Below are 21,580 nucleotides of genomic sequence, written 5' to 3'. Positions count from 1 at the left end.
TATTGATCAACAGGCACAAAAAAGCCGGCAGATACCGGCTTTTTTTCTTACTATAAGTAATGCTAAATAAAACAGACTTCTAATTAGAAGCTTTTAACAAAAGCTACGCCATAGACCCAAGGGCTAATATCAACTTCACCAAGATCATTACCATTCAAGCTTACATCTGTTTTGATATCCATGTAACGTGCATCAATACGGAAAGACTCAGTTGGAGCAAAAGGAATATCTAAGCCAATGTGACCTGCAACGCCAACGCTATCATCAAGCTTTAATTTAGCTGGGCCTTCAGGGAGATATAGTTTTTCTTTAAAGAAAGTTGTGTAGTTCACACCAACGCCAACAAAAGGCTTCACATTCATAGGCAGATTATAGCCATCAAAGTGATACTGGATAGACAAAGTAGGTGGTAAATGTTGTGTTTTACCTTCAATTTCAACATTATCAGCAGTAGTCAGTGTGATGTCATGTTCAAATGGAATGGCAGCTAGTAATTCAATACCAACGTTGTTAGCAATGAAATATTCGCCGCTAACTGTAGGACGAATGTCATCATCAACATCTACAGAGAATGCGCCATCAGCAAGAGTACCATTGTCGCTTTTAGGATCAACCATATGGGCGCCAGCAGCGATAGACCAAGTACCAGCAGGTACAGCAAAAGCAGTAGTCATAGTAAGTGCAGTAGCAGTAGCTAAAACTAGGGATTGTAGCTTCATCTTGTAGATCCTTAACATAATCAGTAATAAAAAAATAAGTATTCAATGAGGGATGACATCAACTACTTATAAACAAAGTTACATTCATGAAATAAAAAGTAACTAATCAGTTGCATTATAATACATTTCCTTTACTGAGGATAGTGTACTAAAGTCTAATAGGCGATATAACTGATATGTGGTAGTAAATATGACTTCAGTAGCGAATAATATTTTGTGCTTATACAATGTTACTCAAATATCTCTTATAACCATAAGGATTAAAGTTGAGGATATGCTCTTAATATTTAAATAAATTATCTGTGGTAACCCATATAAGAGTGTTATAGGCTATAAGGTTAGTTTTAATGTTTGTTTTATATTTTTGACGCACACAGATAGAGATATCATAGACAAAACTTATTGAAATATTTTATAAAGATAATGTTAATCAGAGAAATGGCGATATATTTATGACTGGCTATTGTAGTAATTCTCCCATGCGTTGTACTAATGCACGCTCGATGACCGTACTGAACCAAGCTGACAATAGCTGTCCTCAATGTGGATTGTCATTGGTGCCTGCTGATAGCTCGAGTAGTAGCTCTCGTATGGAGTTGCAGTTTTTACATGCTAGCTTAGCTATCATAATTCTACTATTACTGGCCTTAATATATATATCTTATGCAAATTTTGTATAATCAATTTAATCTTAAAAAGCCTAATAAAGGAGCCTTTCCTAAAAACTGTGTAACTGCTTATAATCCACTAACCGGAGAATAAGCAATGACTACTCAATCTGACATTAAAAAACTGGCCGAGCAAATGGCTAGCAGCATGAAGAGTTTTGATGATATCAAAGACTTCCAAAAGCAACTCATGCAATCGTTTATCGACACCGCACTTGAAGCCGAGATGGAAGACCATCTCGGCTATCCCAAGCATGAAAAGGCAGACAAGCCTAATAAGCGCAACGGGCACACTAAAAAGACCGTCCGTAGCGACACAGGTGAGCTTGAGATCTCCACCCCAAGAGACCGTGATGGTGACTTTGAACCTGCATTAGTGCGTAAGCACCAAACCCGTATTTCAGGGCTTGATGATAAGATCATTAGCTTTTATGCTAAGGGTCAGACAACGACTGAAATTGTCGAAACCATCAAAGACATCTACGACGTCGACATCTCAACCAGCTTGGTTTCCAGAGTCACTGACAACATCTTAGAGGACATCACCGCTTGGCAGAACAGGCCTTTAAGCAGCATCTACCCCATCGTCTATTTGGACTGCATTGTCGTCAAAGTACGTCAAGACAAGCAGATTATCAACAAGGCTATCTATCTGGCGCTAGGCGTGGGACTTGATGGTAAAAAAGAGCTGCTTGGTATGTGGTTATCAGAGAATGAGGGCGCTAAGTTCTGGCTAGGCGTACTTACTGAGCTACAAAACCGCGGGGTACAAGATATACTCATTGCCTGTGTTGATGGTTTAAAGGGTTTCCCTGATGCCATTAACACCGTCTACCCTAAAGCTCAGGTTCAGCTGTGTATCGTGCATATGGTGCGCTATTCGATGAAGTTTGTGCCGTGGATAGATAAAAAGAATGTGGCGGTTGACCTAAAAGCCATCTACGGCGCTGATACGCTTGAGATAGCAGAGGCCAACCTTGAGCACTTTGATGAGGTGTGGGGAGATAAATACCCGCATGTGATCAAGTCTTGGCGCAATAACTGGGAAGGCTTAACGGTGTTCTTTAATTATCCTAAAGACATCAGAAAAGCCATTTATACCACCAATGCTATAGAATCATTGAACAGTGTGATTCGTACGGCGGTGAATAAGCGTAAGGTGTTCCCGTCTGATCAGGCAGCATTCAAGGTGATTTATCTGGCAACCCAGCAGGCATCCAAAAAGTGGTCGATGCCCATTCGTAACTGGACGGCTGCTTTAAATCGCTTTATGATTATGTTTGATGACCGTATTAGTAAGCATTTAATCTAAACGGCAGTTACACAGAATCTGGGAAACCCTCCGACAGTAAGACTACAAACAGTCAACAGCCATCATTTGATACTGCTTAACCCATTTGCTTATAAACCGTGGGTTTACGGCAAACTTCTCACCTGTAGCACCTACGCTATGTCCTTACTTATAGTACGCTATGACTTTGATCTTAAAGTCTAGATCGTAACGCATAAAATACCCCCATAAGTTGTGTCCAACTTATGGGGGTTAGTTCATATTGGCAGAGCCCTTTTGAATCGCACCGCCGGAGGCGGCGGTTTACTCGATATTAATCAGAGTTTCCCTAGGCCTTTTTGAGTTCCGGCGCCTTGCGATGCATTGTTCCCTGTTCGTAGGCGTACGCGATGGCAAGGATCTCGGCTTCAGTCCATTGCCGCGCAACAATAACAAGATTGAATGGGGCACCGGAGGCGTAAAAGCCAGCTGGTATCGTCACTGCTGGTAGGCCTGCGATATTCACCTCGCTGACTACCATCCCATCGATGGTCTCGTCTCCGTGCAGCGGACCTAAAGGACCCTGCATTTGCGGGTAGATGACCGCATCAAGCCCATGCTCGTTGAAAACTGTGTTGAATATATCGAGATAGGTTTCCCTCAGCTCGATGAACGACGTCATATCTGTAGGTGTAGATGGTGACTTCGCTGATTCTACGAATGCGGGCACATGACTCATATAGTTCAACGTTCCGTCCGGCCCAAACGCATCTTCTTTCTGCGTCGCTTCGGCAAATTCCGCGAATGTCTTCAGAGCGACACTTGAACCCATGCGCTCAAGATATTTTTGAATATCATATGCAATTGATTCCATTCCGCGCGCGTCGAACTCGGCTCCAGGCAAGACCGCCTTGCGAAGTTCCATAAATCCGGAATTAGCAAAAGGGTCGTCTACAAGTTCTGCTCCAAGTTTCTTCAATTCTTCTTGGGCGCGCTCATAAAGGCCTGTCGTCTCCTCGGAAAACGTCGAAGAGCGCCAGCCCGGACCGTAGAGACCAATGCGCTTACCCTTCAGCGCATTTTTATCCAACTTCGAGATATAGCCGCCTTTCGGAATTTTGCCCACGGATGCTAGCGTCTTGGGATCTTCCATCGAGAACCCTGCAAGCGCGTCCAGCGTCAGTGCCGCATCGCGTACACACCGTGCGATGGGGCCGACGACGTCGCGCAAGCTGGAGAGCGGCAAAACGCCCGTATTAGGAACGAGTCCGTGAGTCGGCTTTATGCCTACAAGCCCCTGTGCCGATGCTGGATTTTGAATTGAGCCGGCGGTTTCTTCTGCCAAACCGAGCACGCAAAAATTGGCACCAACAGCGGTTGCAGTCCCAGCACTGCTGCCCCCGGGAAGGAAGTCTCGGCCAGCCGAATTGTAGGTAGAGCCAGCCCAGCTGCCATTGGCATGCGAACCGGTATGGCTTAGCACCGGAATGTTGGTCTTTCCTAGGATCACAGTATCGGCTTTGCGCATGCGGGCCACGACGGGAGAATCAGTCTCAGGAAACAAATCAACACCGCCGGTCTTGCTATAGAGAAGTGACCAGCCACCGGTGGTCGGAAAGCCTTTCATATCCATGGCCTCTTTGACGACGATGGGGACACCCGCTAGCGGTCCCAGTGTTTCCCCAGCGGCGCGACGCTTGTCGATCGCGCATGCTTCTTCAACCGCCTTCTCGTTGAAAAAGACGATCGCATTGTAGGAAGGGTTGAATTCCGCGATGCGCTCTAGGTAAGCCTTAGTCAGCTTTTCTGAGGTGAACGCGCCACTGGCGAAACCCGCCTGTACTTGCTCGACAGTCAGTTCAGTGAGGTCGATGGTCTCTGCACTTACATTGGTCATTTTATATTCCTTTTTTAATATTCGTTCTATGGTTTGATATCCTTATCTTGCATAAACTCTTTAATCTAACGAAGACATAAAAACCTCCTTTACATGATAATTAGTGCATCAAGTTCAAATTGATTATTCATTTTTTAGATGTAAAATTCCAAGTAGCACTGTATTTATTCTAAAGTGAATCGACTATATGTGACTAACGTTCCTTAATATATCTCATATATATTTTGCAGGATTAGTAGTCCTGGTATCCATCCAGTCGTAACGGCGCAAAAAATTGTAAATAGACCAACTTGTCTCTGAATATTTTTTGATAAGCTGAGCATAACAAAGAATAAAAACCAAAGAACTGACCAGGCATACCAGTTAAAGATGCTCCAAATACTGATGTCCATACTTATTTTGAACGTCGAATTTAATGCTATAGTTAGAGCTGTAAGGCTTACAAAAAAGCAAAACCAACCTAAACCCTTTGAATTTGACTTTAAAAATTGATTTGCGCCAACCCATATGTATGTAAAAGCAAAAAGAAAGGTAAAAGCACCTGCACTTATTAAATTTAAATCTTGAGATTTGTTAAATACTAAATATATTGCGATTAAAAAACTTAGAAATCCTACTAGTAAGTTTATTACTGCAACTTCTTTATCTTCAATTTTACCTAGTAGCCAGAGGCCGTTAACAAATAAAACAGCGCCAACATAAAGTAGTGTTAAACCTAACATGATTATTTTCCTGTATTATTTGTTTTAATAATCATCTATAAATAAAAAAGGTCTCTTCACCCTTAACTTGTTCGTACTCATTCCATTTTTTTTAAGTTTAATTAAATGCTCATCGCTAGGGTTTATCCCTTTAGCGGCCAGTGTTTCCTTTACAGATATGCTCATATTATTTACCTTTCCCTGTTATTGAAATATAAGACTAAAACAATAATGGAAATAAAATAAAACTTCATTTCTTTGAATTAGTTTTATTAATATAGGATTTAATTAATCACTTGTCAAGTGTATAAAAAATATAATAATATTGTATATTATTAACTATTAAATAAAATTTTAAATTAGTAATTCTTTATTAAAATAACCTTTGTTTAAGTCAATAATAAACCTGAAGCTCATATAATAAAAAGCCACATAAATTAAAAAATTAATTAATTACAATAAAAAATAACTAACATGATTTAGGGTATAGCGCGTTTTTATATTAAATATTAATATAAACACACTTACATAAATAAATTTAATATTTAGTTTTTTGAATTAAATTATTCTCTATAGTATTACTGGATTAAATATCAGCAACTTCAGGCTTAATATTAAGTCTGGAAATAATTGCCTGTGCTTGTTCTAACAATAGATGATCATTGCCACGATAGGAGACTAGTTGTACCCCCACCGGTAAGTTTGTCGAACTGCTGCCGATTGGAAAAGAAAAGCATGGCGAATCGAGATAGTTAAAAGGTCGCGTATAATCCCCGACATGAGCAAAATTTTTGTCTTGTGCGTCCAATTTAACGGCAAAAATTGGGCTAACCGGTAGCAGTAAAGATTCTTCTTCAATCAATGATTGCTCAAAAATCTGTTCAAATGAGCCCCGCTGTGCAACTACTTCTTGATAGTTTTCTAATGAAATATTTTTGCCACGTAAAACCCGCTCTCTTACTACTTCCCACATCTTGGTGTGCACATTTTCTGCATCCTTACCATGATACAAATAGCTTTCATAAGCGATAATCATCGATGTACGGTCAGATAACGCCTCAAAGTTAAATTCAGTTGGCGGCTTCCATTTTTTAAGCACAAAACCAGATGCGGTTAATTGCGTTAATAGTTTTTTCCATAAATCTAATACTTCATCATCTAATGGATATGGAAAATCCTCTTCTGCAAGATAATACAATTTATTAAGATTTGATCGAAATTGAGGGATCTGAGTATTGCTAAGAAGTGCATACAGTTCAAAAATATCCTCACTTCTTAAAGCGATTGGCCCAAAAGTATCTAAAGTTTTAGATAGCGGAACTGCACCAGTAGCAACGAACCGATTACTTGATGGCTTAAAACCGAAGATGCCATTTAATGCCGTAGGTGTACGAATAGATCCACCTGTATCGCCACCGATGGACAAAGGGCATAAACCAGCAGCTACAGCAACACTAGCACCAGATGAAGAGCCACCAGGAGCCAATTGCTGTTTAGACCAAGGATTATGTGGCGTACCTTGCATGGGATTTTGTCCAGAGAGCCCAAAAGCTAACTCCGTCATTTTTACTTTGCCTAAAATTACAAAGCCTAAACTTTCAAGTTGTCTGACTAAAGCACAGCTTTCTTGTGCAATCTGGTCTAAATAAACGGTGCCTGCTTTGGTGACATAGCCTTTGACATCTAAATTATCTTTTAAAAGAATCGGGATACCGTGAAATTGACTTAGGCGCTTAGTTGCTATATTTAATTTATCTAATTGCTTAGCATGTTCTCGTGCCTCAGTTTCAAACAATACTGAAATACAATCTAAGTTTTCATACTTTTTAATACGATGAATATAGAACTCAACCACCTCAACTACAGTTATTTCCTTTCTTGCAATCATCCTTGCAATATCGAGTGCAGAAATATTTAATAAGTTCATTAGATATCTTCCAGTTTTTTACCAACAGTTTCAGGCATTTTAATAAAGGTGATCAGCGTTAAAATTGCACCAACGATAACCATAAAATAAAAATAATCTTGCTTCCCATTGCTTTGCGACCAAGTCAAAACATATGGTGTAGTACCACCTAACACTGCGACCACCAAGTTATAAGGGGCTCCAATCCCAACCGCTCGAACTTCCGTAGGAAATTGTTCAGACATCACTGCTGGCCCAATTGAGGTATATAATGCATAGAGCACCAAGCCAAACATTTCAACCAATAAAATTGAGTTGAATGAGCTATCCATCCACTTAATCATGGGATAGAAAAACAATAAATAACCTAAAGCAAAAACGATTAACTGTGGCTTGCGTCCAATTTTGTCGGATAACCAGCCAAATAGAGGCTGACATAACATAAATACAACCAAGGCAATGGTATTGGCAGCAAAAGCAACTTTAGGTTCTGCACCTAGGAAATTAATTGCATAGCTTGGAACATATATAACAAATATATAAAATGCAAAGGTAGTTAAAATCGAGATTCCAACTATTCTTAATGTCTCTTTGGGATAGTTTTTAATCAGCACAAGTAAAGGGTTTTTGACTTTTTCCTTATTATGCGTCATTTCACTATCAGGCACAGAGCGGCGAATCCACATCCCAACAAGGCCACCTAGAGCACCTAATAGAAAAGGAATGCGCCAACCGTAGTTACTCATTTGCTGATCTGTTAAAATACTGGTTAATAGCCAAGCCAAGCCTGATGCGATTAATATACCCATAGCCGCACTAAAGAACATGAAGCTTGAATAAAAACCCCTTTTTTCTTTTGGCGCCATTTCAGATAGATAAGTTGCAGCAGAAGCAAACTCCCCACCTAAAGACAAGCCTTGTATTAATCGTGCTAAAACTAAAATAATTGGGGCAAAAATACCAATCGTTGCATAGGTTGGTGACAAAGCAATCATTAATGAGCCACCAGCCATCATTATGATTGTGGTTGCTAGCGCAGCTTTTCTGCCGTATCGGTCAGAAAAGATCCCTAGTACGATTCCACCAAAAGGTCGCATGAAAAAGCCGATAGCAAAAATACCAAAAACCGCTAGTAGTGATGCCGTTGCATCTGTGGAGGGGAAAAACTGCTTGGAAAAAAATACAGCAAATGTTGCATAGATCGTCCAGTCAAACCATTCGACAGCATTTCCAATTGTTCCTGCGAGAATGACTTTCTTTTGTGATACATTTCCAACCATAGACATTGAGTTTTTCATATCAGGCTCATCCATAAGTTCCTATATCAAGAGTTTAGACAAATAAATCCATTTATTTCTATTTCTAGACTCTAATTTAGGTTATATTTAATTTTTAGACAAGTCAACTATTATGAATGAAATTTTAAAATTAGACAGCATTGATAAAGCGTGCATTAATGCTTTATTAGAAAACCCACGAGGTTCATGGCGAGAACTGAGCATAGCCAGTGATATTCCTTATAAAAAACTCTCCAGACGAATTAGTAAACTTCTTGATGAAAAAATCATTCGTGTCGTTATTGAACTGAATCCGCTGGTGGTTAACAAAGGACTCACTGTGCATGTCTGGTTGAGTATTAAGTTGGGTAAGGTAAAAGAAATGGCACAGTTTTTCTCTGAACTACCCGAAGTTAGAGTAGTGTTTTTAACTACAGGTATGGCTGATATCTTTTTAGAGGTTGGCTTAGAGAAAACAGCCGACTTACACCCTTGGATGCATAGTTTCGTTACACAACTTCCAGATATTAAAACAGCGGAAACGCAAATAGTGTTAAAACCATTTACTTGGGCAAGTAAAATAAAGAAAACCTCTATCCATTCATCTATAGTGACTCAACATTTATTGTCCCCAGATGAGTTGAAGCTGATTCATGTCTTGTCGCAAGATGGTCGAATTTCGATAAAAAGCCTTTCTGAAGCTATACAGATGAGTGAACATAAAACCCTTAAAACTATGAATGAACTGCTAGCAAAAGAAGTGTTTTCCATAAGATTAGATTTTGAGCCTAGCCTACTTGACTATGAAACGGAGGCAATTATATTGATAAAAGCTCGACCTGAATCTATTGATGAAATTGTAAAAGCTCTTTCTGAGATAAGGAATACCCGATGCTTATTTGGTATTAGTGGCGAATCGCAGTTCTTTTGGCATGTGTTATGCGATGATCTAGCTGATTTGTGGTATTTGACCACTGAAAAATTGAGCCAGTTAAGTGGTATTCAGTCTTGTAACACCAATATGATTACTAATGCTTACAAACGTGCTGGCTATATGCGTAAAGGTACTCAAACACACATACTCTAAAGTAATTAATTAAAAAATTGGTGGTGTTTTAAAAGGTATTCTAGTCAAAAACTGAGCCTTTTTCACAAGCTTAAAAACTTTATAGAAAGTAGGAAATTAAAGTGATCTTTTCTTAACTTTTATCATGCCACTAAAATGCGTTTGTTATAGTTTCATTTAGGTATACCCTAAGGGAACTGCTTAAAAAGACTAGTTTATCAATGGATATATTACTCTAGTTAAACTGACATAATGGAATCGACGGCATTAAGCTGTTAAGCAAGTTGTGTTTGTTAGAGCTTCGACGAAAAACCAAGCTAACTAATCGTTTAGTTAGCTTGGTTCAAACAACTGGTACTGGTATCGAACTATTTATATTTTGAGCCGGCTTGCGTTAGGTTTGTAGACGGTTTAAAGCCCAGTCCATTAGTCTCTAGCGTTTTGGCCAATCCCAGTAGCCTCAATTCATCGTAAGGGCGTCCAATCAGACTAACGCCGAGGGGAAGTCCGTCTTGATCCCCCGCCCGTAGGGTTACGGTTGGGTAGCCCGCCACAGCAGCGGGTGTCCAAGTATAAAAGCCAAATGAGTCGCCCGCTTCATAATCGATTTTCCAAGCTGGACCGTTGGACGGCGTAATGATAGCATCGGCTTGATGCTGGGTCAGCAAATCAGTGAGAAATGCTTCTGATAATTGGCGACTGGTTTTCAATGCTTGTTTGTAATCGGCTTGATCCTTTACTAGATCCACCGCATCCGCCAATTCAAAAAACTCCTGACCAAAGTAGCGTAGATTGCGGGCGGCAGTGGATTGGTTATACGCTTGTATAGCGGTCAATGATTCAGCACGTTTCGGAGCTTTATAATCTCGAAGCCAAGCACTCAGATCTCGTTTGAACTCGTAAATCAATACCGTTCGCTCGGCCGCCTCTAAGCCGTCTGGCAGTTGCCATTTGTTCACATTGATGACAGTAAGTCCATTGTCACTCAGATCTTCAGCCAGCTCGTCCGTTAGCGTGTTTACCCCACTCATGGAGTCATCAAAAGCACGCACCAACACCACTCGTTTAACAGGAGTAGTACGAGAGGACATTTGTGCTAATGCCGATGGATCTACTATTCCACGTAGTAAGACTTCGGCATCGTTCACATACCGAGTCATGGGTCCAGCAATGTCTTGAGAAGAAGCAATGGGAATGATGCCAGCGCCCGGCACACTGCCGCGAGTAGGTTTGACACCCACAATGCCATTAACCGAAGATGGACAAATGATCGAACCATCGGTCTCAGTGCCTATAGCTAGCAACGTAAAGTCAGCAGCTACGGCAACACCAGAACCTGAGCTAGACCCGCAAGGCGAATGAGTAGTGCGATAGGGGTTAACAGTTTGCCCACCCAAACCAGACCAGCCGCTAATACCTTTAAAACCGCGAAAATAAGCCCACTCTGATAAGTTGGTTTTTCCTAAAATCACCGCACCCTGCTTGCGCAAACGTTTGACCAATTCAGCATCCGCGGGGGTAAGGTGACCGGCGAGAACTTCAGCACCCGCTGTGGTTGGTAGCTGGTCTTGTGTGGCGATATTAGCCTTTATTAAGATTGGTAGTCCATGTAATGGTGAACGGACTTTGCCAGCGGCTCGTTCTTTATCGAGTTCTCTAGCAATGGCTAGGGCATCTGGATTGATGTCTACCACCGCACGCAATGTTAGCCCTTGTTGATTATTTGCAGCAATTTGATCCAGATAATATTGGGTAAGCTCCACACTCGTTAAACTACCCTCTTGTAATTTAGGCACTACGTCTGCTACAGAAGTAAACCGTAAGTCCGTTGTGGCAAGAGGCGAAGTGGCTAATGTTGTAGGTGATGTTGTAGATGATGTTGGGGCAAGTGTACATCCCCCGATAATAGCTACGGCTAAAAAAGGTGAAAGCCGGCGTATCGCAGCGGTTAAAAAGTGGTCTTTGAAACAATAGAGGCGAGATGTTGACATAGTAATTTTCCAGTTGAGAAATACAGTCCAGTTTGTGACACCATTTACGGCGGTTACAAATCTAAAACGTATTAAAAGATTGCGGGAAAATGAAATTTCGTTAACGGTAATCAGTAAAACATAAACGATTTGATCAACGCATATTGATATTTCATGCCTTAGAGCTATATATCATAAGACTTTTCAAATGAACTCTACTGATTCAAGAACGACTTAATGGCTTGCGAGGGTGATAAACCATACACTCCAAAAACAGAAAAGCCTGGTGCCTTTAACTCTTTATCAAGTCTGATGTTGTAGTGCATGGTTGTCACGACCAACACCCTGATACATAAATCAGTAAGTCCAACTTACAGTAAATATACTGTTTTGCAAATCAAATATTTAACATCAACCGAGCTGGCAATTCCTTGTACTCAGTCTCAATACTCAGTCTCAGTATTCACTCAGAGAATGTTATCTACGCAAAAAATTCGCCTACCAAGATCGCAGAGATGGCGTTATTAAACGCAAATTTATCAATCAGTTATGGTAATCCCGTTGCAACTATTTTAGCAACGTCTCACCAATTTCCGTAAACAATAAGATGAGGTGATGCGATACAAAATCTATCTCATTACTGACGTTGGTGTTGCCTTTTTTAGAACACAAAAGGTTGTTTGTTATACTTCTTCTTAATAGCTTATTAGTCATAATAAAAGTGGTAGAAAGTACCAAAACAAGGAGGTAGGCATGACTACAAAAACTATAGGTATTGTCGGGTTAGGCCGTATGGGTAACGGTATGGCTCAGTCTTTGCTTCGCAATGATTTTAAAGTGTTCGGCACGGACATAGGAGAAGCGCAACGCCAAGCTGCCAAGGAAATCGGCGTAAATGTTGTTGCAGATATTAGAGCTCTGTGCGCTGAATCTAGCGTCATCATTCTATCTTTGCCAATGGCAAAACATGTACAAGCCGTTGTTAAAGGCAAAGGTGGCATTATTGACTGTGCTCAGCCTAAAACCCTGATTATTGATACTTCTACCTCGGAACCAGAGGTGACGCGGGCACTTTGGGTAGAGCTAGATCAGTTAGGTCATCAGTTATTGGACTGCCCTGTCAGTGGCGGACCGGCGGGTGCTGAAGCCGGTAATATGGTGATGGTTGTTGGAGGTGAACGTAGTTCCCTTGAACGTGCACAGTTGTATCTGGACGCATTGAGCTCAAAAGTGGTCTATATGGGAAAGTCTGGCAATGGACATGCGGCTAAACTGATCAATAATCTACTATGTGCCGCACATCTAGTGACTACCGCCGAAGCAGTAGCTCTGGGTACCAAGGCAGGACTCGATCCTGCAGACCTTATTGCCGGTTTGAACGCCGGTTCAGGTCGTAGTGCAATCAGTGAAGTTAATTTCCCTCGTTGGATTCTCAATAAAGGTTTTGACTCGGGCTTCACTATGCAGCTGATGCGTAAAGATGTGCGTCTGGCAAAAAATATGATCGGTGAGATGGGCTTGGATCTCCCTATAGCTGAAAAAGTAGCCGAAATTTGGTCGCAGAGCGAAGAAAATATACCTGATCAGGATGATTTTAACTGCATTATCAAAAATACTGGCTTGGGAGAATAGACTATGAGCTTTGTAGTAGAAGGAAATGGTGAGCAGCAAGTTGAAATATTGCTTAATGAACTACTAGGTACTTCAGAGTTTGGTAGCTGGATTGATGGAGGATTAGTTACAGGTAAAGGAGACGATATCGAGCTGATCAACCCAGCAACCGGTCAGGTATTTTTAACCTATCGTGATGCGGGGAAATGTATTGTTGCAACAGCAGCAGATGCTGCTATAAAAGCTCAAAAATTATGGTGGTCAATGACTGCCAGTGCAAGAGGTCAGTTAATGTGGAAGTGCGGCATGAAAATACGCGAAGCCGCAGAACCTCTGGCACGCTTAGAGTGTATCTCTGCAGGTAAGCCTATTCGTGATTGCCGAGTTGAAGTGGCGAAAGTTGCAGATATGTTTGAATACTATGCTGGTTGGTGTGACAAAATTATGGGACAAGTTATTCCCGTACCAACAAGCCACTTAAACTACACTCGTCATGAGCCTTATGGTGTAGTGACTCAAATCACACCCTGGAACGCACCTGTATTTACCGGAGGCTGGCAGATCGCTCCTGCCATCTGCGCAGGAAATGCCGTCTTACTGAAGCCATCTGAATTAACCCCATTGAGTTCAACAGTACTCGCTAAAATTCTTGAGCAAGCAGGTATCCCGCGTGGTTTGGTGAATGTAATTAATGGGCTGGGGCACACGACAGGCACTGCCGCAATTAACAATCCGGCAACTAAAAAAGTGGTTTTTGTCGGTTCACCACAGACCGGTGCTCTCATTGCTTCGGCATCTGCGCAACGTGTAATCCCTTGTGTATTGGAGCTGGGTGGAAAGTCAGCCAATATAATTTTTCCAGATGCTGATCTTGATCGTGCGGTAGTGGGCGCGCAAGCTGCGGTGTTTTCTGCTGCTGGACAGAGCTGTGTATCGGGTTCTCGGTTATTGGTTCATCGCGATGTCTATAAAGAAGTAGTGGAACGTGTTGCCTCGGCAGCCAGTAAGTTGCCTGTGGGTTTGCCATGGGATGAAGGCACGATGGTGGGGCCGATTAATAACCAGAAACAGTTTAGTCACGTGTACTCTTTAATTTCTGACGGTATTGCTGAAGGTGCTGTTGTTGTTGCAGGCGGAAAGCCAGGTGAAATTCGTGGAGGTGAAAATGGTTATTTTTATCAGCCAACAGTTTTGGTCAATGTAAAAAATGATATGCGAGTAGCACAGGAAGAAATTTTTGGACCTGTTGTTTCTGTCATTTTATTTGATGATGAAGAAGAAGCTGTAGCGTTAGCAAACGACAGTCGCTTTGGTTTAGCGGGTGCCGTTTGGACTGCTGATGTAGGCCGTGCACATCGAATGGCCGCTCAAGTAAATGCAGGAACGTTCTGGGTAAATAGCTATAAGGCAATTAATGTCATGTCGCCGTTTGGTGGCTTTGGTGAGAGCGGCTATGGCCGATCTAGCGGCTACGAAGGTTTACTCGAATATACACAGACTAAAAGTGTATGGATCGAAACAGCAAAAGATTCTGCTATTCAATTTGGTTATTCAATTCAATAGTACGTCCCGTTTATATCAAAGGAGAAAATAAATGTTAATTAACGAAACCCTACTGGGTGAAGTAAAGCAGTGGCGTCAGCAGATTCATAGTCAACCTGAGCTGGGTTTTAAAGAGTTCAAAACCTCGTCATTTATCGTCGACAAGCTACAGTCTTTTGGGATTGAGGTGCATCAAGGATTGGGCGGTACGGGCGTCGTCGGTACACTCAAGAATGGCTCAGGCCCCACTATTGGAATACGAGCTGATATTGACGCGCTACCAATAGCAGAAAAAAACACTATCGAGCATAAATCAACGCATGAAAACTGTATGCACGCCTGTGGTCATGATGGTCATACCTCAGTTCTGCTTGGTACGGCAAAGCATCTGAGCCAACATAAAAACTTTAGCGGAACGATTCATTTTATATTTCAACCTGCCGAAGAGGTCTTAGGCGGTGCCAAGGCAATGATTGACGATGGGTTATTTGATAAGTTTCCGATGGACGCCGTCTATGGGTTACATAACTGGCCAGGATTACCTGTGGGCGAGATTGCGGTCAATAGTGGACCTATGATGGCCTCTTTTGATACCTTTGAGATTACTCTGACGGGTAAAGGTACGCATGCTGCTATGCCACATTTAGGGGCAGATCCGATTGCTGCAGGCGCAGCATTAATTACCAATATTCAGTCCATCATCTCGCGCAGAGTCTCGCCACTCCAGTCTGGTGTGATCAGCGTGACGCAGATGAATAGTGGAGATACCACCAATGTTATTCCTGATTTCGCCATTCTAAAAGGAACCGTTCGTAGCTTTGATATGGACGTACGCCAGTCCATGCAAGATATGCTCACCGAGATGGTGAAAGCCCTACCACCTTTGTATGGTGTGACAGGCGAGATGGATTATCATATTCGCTATCCAGTAACCACGAATGACAGTCAAGCTTATCTTGAAATTAAAGAGGCTGCTATTAAAGTACTGGGCGCTGATAAGGTAAATACTGATGTAGAGCCCTCGATGGCCTCTGAGGACTTTTCGTTCATGAATCAGGTGGTGAAAGGCGCTTATTTTTGGTTGGGTGTTGATGGTAGCAGCCCGTCTAAACCATTACACAATGCGTCTTATGACTTTAATGACGACGCTATTGAGACCGGTATAAAGGTATGGGTGTCTTTAGTTGAGTCTGAACTGCCACAAAACGCTTAATAAACTAAGTAATAAAAATACGTAAAAACCATAAAAGGCAAAAGGAATTGCTATGAATAATACCAGTGTGCTCTCAAGTACAATGACGAAGCACTTATTTGATTGGAAGCTACACTTACTAGTGATTATTGCCTCACTACTTGCCGAGTGGATAGGAATCATTAAGATTCCTATTGGTATCGGTACGCTAGTCTTACTGCCTTTGTTGTACGCGTTCATCTTTACGATACTACTAAACCCCAACGTTATACCTTCAATGACAGCTGTCATCTCCAGAGATCGAGCAAAATTTGCAAGCTATGCTGTTCTTTTAAGTATCATGCCTTTTATTGCAAAATTTGGTGTTGGTGTCGGTCCTAAAGTAGAAGAAATAATAGCCGCAGGTCCCGCCCTTTTACTACAAGAATTAGGAAATGTAGCTACTGCCTTCATAGCACTACCCATTGCGGTATTAGTGTTTGGAATGGGGAGAGAATCTATTGGTGCTACTCACTCAATTGCTCGTGAACCTAATATTGCGCTAATTGCTGATAAGTACGGACTTCAGAGCGCCGAAGGTATTGGCGTAATGGGTGTCTATGTAATGGGTACTTTATTTGGCGCGATTTACTTCTCATTAATGGCGGGTATTATTGCCTCTATGGATATCATGGATATTCGTGCGTTGGCAATGGCTTGTGGTATTGGTAGTGGGAGTATGATGGGTGCTTGTTCAGCAGCGCTTGCAGAAACTGTACCTGCTCAAGCGGAAACTATTACTGCGTTTGCAGCGACCTCTAACCTACTAACTTACGCCACAGGTCTATTTGTCAGTTTATTTGTTGCCCTACCAGTTACAGAATTTTTATATAAAGTTACTAGCAAGTTTAAGAAGAATAATGACACTACCACTGCTACAAAAACAGATTTTGGTATAAAGATACCAGAGCAATCTATTTTATCAGTATGGCAGTCTTTATCTATGCTAGCGGTTATATGTGTAGTCCTGTTGCTGAGTAATTGGGTTGGACAAGGTGTTGATCCTATCAGTGCTCTACCTGCCATGTTGATTCTATTCGCTTGCTGTATCGTTGGAGTCCTATTAAAGGAAATTATTCCTATCAATGTCCCCGCTATTGCTTGGATATCAATCGTGGCTATTTTAATCTCTTTGCCACAGTTTCCAATGAGTGAGTATGTCTTAGTAGAAACAGACAAGTTGGGCGTATTACAACTTATTACCCCTGTGCTTGCCTATGCAGGCTTTGCAATCTCGCAAATGGAGGTGAATCTGTTTAAAAAATCCGGATTCAAAATTGCAGTGGTTGCCTTGCTAACCTTTACTGGCACTTTCTTAGGATCTGCCGTAATTGCACAAATGCTGCTTTAAACGGCGCAAAGACGTTCAGTTCGATGTTCAAAGTTGCGAGCATCGGACACATATTAGTGAAAGTCTGAAAGAATATATTAGGAGCTCTGCTATGCTCAACGTACTTAATAGAGTTCGCGCAGTTTGCATTTTATTGATTGCCTGATCATAAGTCGGGCCAGTCGTATCAAAAAGGATTTTATACTATGAAAGCGCTCGTCAAAAGCGAAGCAAAACCTGGCCTCTGGCTGAAGGATGTTCCCGAACCAGACGTTGGTATTAATGACGTGTTAGTGCGTGTGCTACGCACCGCCATCTGCGGCACTGATCTGCATATCTATAAATGGGACAGCTGGGCGCAGAAGACCGTTCCCGTGCCGATGGTCGTTGGCCACGAATTCGTCGGCGAGATCATCAGGGTCGGTTCCAACGTTAATGACTTTTGTCCGGGGCAGATCGTATCCGGTGAAGGCCACGTTGTGTGCGGCCGCTGTCGCAATTGTTTGGCCGGCCGGCGGCATCTCTGCGCGCATACCAGCGGGGTTGGCGTCGATCGCCAGGGGGCATTTGCTGAATATGTCGCGCTGCCAATGTCCAACGTCTGGGTGCACCGTCCGGGTATTGATCTGGATGTAGCGTCGCTGTTCGATCCGTTCGGTAATGCTGTTCATACCGCGCTTCAGTTCCCGCTGCTCGGCGAAGACGTGCTCATTACCGGCGCCGGTCCGATCGGTGTCATGGCAGCGGCTGTGTGCCGGCATGCCGGCGCTCGTCATGTGGTGGTAACTGACGTAAATCCGAAGCGACTGGAACTGGCTACAACGCTTGGCGCAACAAGAGTGGTGGACGTTAGCCGCGAGAAACTTGGCGATGTACAGCAGTCGCTCGGAATGACAGAGGGCTTCGATGTTGGTCTGGAAATGTCCGGCAATGCGTCGGCTTTCAAAGACCTGATCGCCAGCATGTGTCACGGCGGCAAGATCGCCATGCTCGGCATACCGGAGCAAGACCTGAGTATTGACTGGAATCTGGTCATATTCAATATGCTCACCATCAAAGGTGTTTACGGACGCGAGATGTACGAAACTTGGTACAAAATGTCGGTAATGATTGATTCAGGCCTTGATCTGAAACCCGTCATCTCGCACCGACTGCATTTTAGCGAGTTTCAGCAGGGTTTCGATGCACTGCTTGCTGGTAACGCGAGCAAAGTCGTGCTCGATTGGTCCGAACGTTAAAAAAAGGGAGAACTGACATGTACGGAGATTTTCAGCAGCACCTGAATCAGGAGCTCGATTCTATCAAGGCCGAAGGGCTGTATAAAACGGAACGACCATTAACTTCGCCACAGGACTCGCGAGTCGGTGTCGAAGGCTTGGCTGGGGCGAAAATACTCAACCTTTGCGCGAACAACTATCTTGGCCTTGCCCAGCATCCTGATGTGCAGGAAGCAGCGCGGCAGGGTCTTGACGAATGGGGCTACGGAATGGCTTCAGTGCGCTTCATCTGCGGCACTCAGACACTGCACAAGACCCTCGAACACAGGCTAAGCGATTTCCTCGGCATGGAAGACACAATCGTATATCCCTCCTGTTTCGATGCGAACGGCGGGCTGTTCGAAACCTTGCTGGGCCCAGAAGACGCCGTTATTTCTGATGCCCTTAATCACGCTAGCATCATAGATGGCATACGCCTATGTAAGGCCAGCCGCTATCGCTATGCCAACAACGACATGGCCGATCTGGAGAGGCAGCTACAGCTCGCCGATGCAAATGGCGCTCGCTTTAAGCTGATCACCAGCGATGGCGTCTTTTCAATGGATGGCTACATCGCAAAGCTAGACCAGATCTGTGATCTTGCCGAAAAATATGGAGCGCTCGTACATTTCGATGACTGCCATGCCACTGGCTTTATCGGTGAACAGGGCAGGGGGACGCATGAGTACCGTGGATGTATGGATAGAGTCGACATCACCACAGGTACTTTAGGTAAGGCGCTTGGTGGAGCAAGCGGTGGCTACACCAGCGGCCGTCGAGAAGTCGTGGAACTGCTCAGGCAGCGCTCGCGCCCCTACCTGTTTTCTAACAGCGTTGCACCTCCGGTAGTCGCTGGGGCCCTCAAGGCGCTTGACCTTGTCATGGACTCAAGTGCCTTGCGCCACCAACTTCGCAAGAACACCGCAAGATTCAGGCAGGGACTGGAGACACTGGGCTTTGAGCTGCTACCTGGCGAGCATCCGATCGTTCCGGTGATGTTGCACGATGCCGCACTCGCAGCGCACTTCGCGGAGGCATTACAGAAAGAAGGAGTATATGTGGTCGCATTTTCCTTCCCTGTCGTGCCTAAAGGTCAAGCGCGTATTCGGACGCAAATGAGTGCGGCATTGACAGCGGAAGATATCGATACGGCGATTGCTGCGTTTGGTAGGGTCAAGGCTGATCTGATTGACTGATCAATTGAGAGATAGTATTGAATAATGGTATTAACAACGATTTGCATTAAATTTTCTTGACTAACCTCTACAGACTAATCTAGAAAATCTGTCAATATATGTCCGCATCTGCAGCGCCATTATCGAACAGCTCATGTCAGACCTTACTGAGATAAAAACGCTCGTTCAGCGACTCGATGGACGGAATGAGTTTCTCGGTGTAGCCAGCTACCACCTTTCACGCAGCCACTGTTGAACGGCTTTCCTAAGAGCCGCCTGCCTCAGCTTGTTGATTGCCCACTTCCGATCGATCTGGGGCTGCAGATAGTTCGGCAACCCCACGAGCATGTCCCTGGTCACGAAGTCGCTTTCGCAGAGCGTAATCACTGTCTTCAGTCTGGCATCAATGGCATATTCGATATAGAGATCGCTTTGCAGCATCTCCGGCAACTATAAGGACGGGCGTAAATATCGGTGGCGCATCACAGCTGTCTCAGAATAGCCCCCAACAACGCGATGTTGCCGGCGTGCAGTCCGCTTACAAAGCTTTCATCCATAATTTGAGATGCTGTAGTAATTCATGCGGGCCTTGGGATAGATGACGACCCAACCGAGTTACGATATGAGCTTCACCGCTTGACAGCAGCGTATTGTCTATAGGGATTGCTATCAAATGTCCGTCTTCCACTTCTTTGGACACTACAAAATACGGTAGAAAGGTAAACCCCATATTTGAGCGGGCAAAATTCTTTAGTACAGTGAATGAGTCAGTGGTTAGGATAGGGTTAAATCGAATCTTTTGTTGAAATTCGGCCATCGTTAGTAACTGACGTACGCCAAAACGACTTTCAGCCAGCCCTACTGGGTATTCTAGAAGCTCCTTCAACTGCATCGGTTTATTTCGATTAGCTAAAGGGTGGTCGGGCGAAATAATAATATACATTGGCTGACAACTGACAACCTGTGAGCGGATACGCGGATGACTGCTGGAATGGAACACTAGCCCAATATGCGCTTCATCTTCTTCAACCTGACGAATCACTTCATTTGATCCACCAGTACTGATTGAAAGTGTCAGCGCCGGATATAGACGGGCAAACTCAGATAGTGGGCCCAACATCAAATCCCCAACAAAACCATCACCCATCGCTAACTTTATATGACCCCGCTGTAATCCCAATAACGCCTGTAATTTGGAAACACAAGTCTCTTCAGCAGAGAGTGATTCCCGATAAAATTGTAAGAGAATACTACCAGCTTCTGTCGGCGTTACTCCTTTGCGATGCCTTTCAATAAGAACGCATGCTAACTCTTCCTCTAACAGAGATATTTGCCGGCTGACAGCGGAGGGAGCAATATTAAGCTTATCTGCTGCAGCCCGGATCGTGCCCATAGTTACAGCCTCATAAAGATAAGATAACCGCTTTCCATTAATCTCTGTCATTGCTTTCCCTTGCTCTGTTTTTGGTTTCATTGAATAAGTGCAGTACTTTGACCCACGGATGGAGCAATGACCAGTATCGGTATACGATGTAATCGGCTATGTAAAAGTGCCTGTGGTGCATCAAAAAATATGCTGAGTAAATAAATAAAGGAAGGGTGCCAATCAAAGCAAAAATGCTATATTTTAGGTTATGAAGACACAAATATAGATCAATTGCATCAACAGTCATAGCTTAAAGAAAAAGGCAGACTTTAAGCAGATTGACAATCACTTTAAGACATTCAGTATGGTGTTCTCTTATATCAATTATGATTATGTCTGATACAAGCATACTTTTTGAAAATACCACCCGATAGCCTTATTAAAAACCAGAAACAGGAATTATAGCTTTATAGGATATAATTTCTGTTTCTGAGTTCAGCCATTGCTCCTTAATAAATGAGCCTTTCCTAAAAAGTGTGTAACTGCTTATAATCCACTAACCGGAGACTAAGCAATGACTAACCAATCTGACATC

17 protein-coding genes are annotated in these 21,580 nt (G+C 43.1%); 8 read left to right on the top strand and 9 right to left on the bottom strand.

Going from position 1 to position 21,580, the window contains the following annotated elements; all coding sequences use genetic code 11:
* Positions 1–83: 83 nt before the first annotated feature.
* A complete protein-coding gene (locus AAEY87_RS06645) occupies positions 84–719 on the bottom strand; it encodes an OmpW/AlkL family protein (RefSeq protein ID WP_350656475.1) in 636 nt (211 codons plus the stop codon).
* A gap of 765 nt (positions 720–1,484) precedes the next feature.
* On the opposite strand from AAEY87_RS06645, the gene AAEY87_RS06640 reads away from it, so the two are divergent.
* A complete protein-coding gene (locus AAEY87_RS06640) occupies positions 1,485–2,699 on the top strand; it encodes an IS256 family transposase (RefSeq protein WP_350656474.1) in 1,215 nt (404 codons plus the stop codon).
* 307 nt (positions 2,700–3,006) lie between these two features.
* Here the strand turns inward: AAEY87_RS06640 and AAEY87_RS06635 are convergent, their stop codons facing one another.
* The 5 genes from AAEY87_RS06635 to AAEY87_RS06615 form a co-directional block, all read right to left on the bottom strand.
* On the bottom strand, positions 3,007–4,554 hold the full coding sequence (locus AAEY87_RS06635) for an amidase (RefSeq protein ID WP_350656473.1): 1,548 nt from the start codon (positions 4,552–4,554) through the stop codon (positions 3,007–3,009).
* A gap of 203 nt (positions 4,555–4,757) precedes the next feature.
* Positions 4,758–5,276 carry an AmiS/UreI family transporter gene (locus tag AAEY87_RS06630; protein WP_350656472.1) on the bottom strand — a complete coding sequence of 173 codons (519 nt, stop codon included), beginning with the start codon at positions 5,274–5,276 and terminating at the stop codon, positions 4,758–4,760.
* 24 nt (positions 5,277–5,300) lie between these two features.
* Entirely contained in the window at positions 5,301–5,441 is a 141-nt protein-coding gene (locus AAEY87_RS06625) for a hypothetical protein (RefSeq protein WP_350656471.1), read from the bottom strand.
* A gap of 400 nt (positions 5,442–5,841) precedes the next feature.
* Positions 5,842–7,182 (bottom strand): amidase, encoded by a 1,341-nt coding sequence (locus tag AAEY87_RS06620; protein WP_350656470.1) that lies wholly within the window; start codon positions 7,180–7,182, stop codon positions 5,842–5,844.
* On the bottom strand, positions 7,182–8,474 hold the full coding sequence (locus AAEY87_RS06615; protein ID WP_350656469.1) for an MFS transporter: 1,293 nt from the start codon (positions 8,472–8,474) through the stop codon (positions 7,182–7,184). Before AAEY87_RS06615 ends, AAEY87_RS06620 begins: the two co-directional genes overlap by 1 nt.
* Positions 8,475–8,571: 97 nt before the next feature.
* Here AAEY87_RS06615 and AAEY87_RS06610 point away from each other — a divergent pair, with 97 nt between their 5' ends.
* Positions 8,572–9,525, top strand: coding sequence for an Lrp/AsnC family transcriptional regulator (locus AAEY87_RS06610; protein WP_350656468.1), 954 nt, complete (start codon positions 8,572–8,574; stop codon positions 9,523–9,525).
* A gap of 347 nt (positions 9,526–9,872) precedes the next feature.
* Here the strand turns inward: AAEY87_RS06610 and AAEY87_RS06605 are convergent, their stop codons facing one another.
* Positions 9,873–11,495 carry an amidase family protein gene (locus AAEY87_RS06605; RefSeq protein WP_350656467.1) on the bottom strand — a complete coding sequence of 541 codons (1,623 nt, stop codon included), beginning with the start codon at positions 11,493–11,495 and terminating at the stop codon, positions 9,873–9,875.
* Between the two features lie 194 nt (positions 11,496–11,689).
* Complete coding sequence (locus AAEY87_RS06600) at positions 11,690–11,800, bottom strand: type II toxin-antitoxin system RelB/DinJ family antitoxin (RefSeq protein ID WP_350656592.1); 111 nt, start codon at positions 11,798–11,800, stop codon at positions 11,690–11,692.
* A 427-nt stretch (positions 11,801–12,227) separates the two neighbouring features.
* Between AAEY87_RS06600 and AAEY87_RS06595 the strand changes: the two genes are divergently transcribed.
* The 6 genes from AAEY87_RS06595 to AAEY87_RS06570 all read left to right on the top strand — a co-directional run bounded on the left by AAEY87_RS06595 (position 12,228) and on the right by AAEY87_RS06570 (position 19,640).
* Entirely contained in the window at positions 12,228–13,106 is an 879-nt protein-coding gene (locus AAEY87_RS06595; RefSeq protein ID WP_502945454.1) for an NAD(P)-dependent oxidoreductase, read from the top strand.
* 3 nt (positions 13,107–13,109) lie between these two features.
* On the top strand, positions 13,110–14,648 hold the full coding sequence (locus AAEY87_RS06590; RefSeq protein ID WP_350656466.1) for an aldehyde dehydrogenase family protein: 1,539 nt from the start codon (positions 13,110–13,112) through the stop codon (positions 14,646–14,648).
* A gap of 31 nt (positions 14,649–14,679) precedes the next feature.
* Positions 14,680–15,840 carry a M20 aminoacylase family protein gene (locus tag AAEY87_RS06585; protein ID WP_350656465.1) on the top strand — a complete coding sequence of 387 codons (1,161 nt, stop codon included), beginning with the start codon at positions 14,680–14,682 and terminating at the stop codon, positions 15,838–15,840.
* Between the two features lie 52 nt (positions 15,841–15,892).
* Positions 15,893–17,209, top strand: a complete 1,317-nt coding sequence (locus AAEY87_RS06580) for a DUF3100 domain-containing protein (RefSeq protein WP_350656464.1) — start codon at positions 15,893–15,895, stop codon at positions 17,207–17,209.
* A 185-nt stretch (positions 17,210–17,394) separates the two neighbouring features.
* Positions 17,395–18,426, top strand: a complete 1,032-nt coding sequence (gene tdh / locus AAEY87_RS06575; protein ID WP_350656463.1) for an L-threonine 3-dehydrogenase — start codon at positions 17,395–17,397, stop codon at positions 18,424–18,426.
* A gap of 17 nt (positions 18,427–18,443) precedes the next feature.
* Positions 18,444–19,640, top strand: a complete 1,197-nt coding sequence (locus AAEY87_RS06570) for a glycine C-acetyltransferase (RefSeq protein WP_350656462.1) — start codon at positions 18,444–18,446, stop codon at positions 19,638–19,640.
* Positions 19,641–20,157: 517 nt separating this feature from the next.
* On the opposite strand, the gene AAEY87_RS06565 is transcribed toward AAEY87_RS06570, so the two are convergent.
* A complete protein-coding gene (locus AAEY87_RS06565) occupies positions 20,158–21,063 on the bottom strand; it encodes a LysR family transcriptional regulator (RefSeq protein ID WP_350656460.1) in 906 nt (301 codons plus the stop codon).
* Positions 21,064–21,580: the final 517 nt, after the last annotated feature.

The organism is Psychrobacter sp. S1-30-MNA-CIBAN-0213, from assembly GCF_040309845.1.
In the GTDB taxonomy this organism is placed as follows: domain Bacteria; phylum Pseudomonadota; class Gammaproteobacteria; order Pseudomonadales; family Moraxellaceae; genus Psychrobacter.
This window is presented reverse-complemented; position numbering and strand designations above follow the sequence as displayed.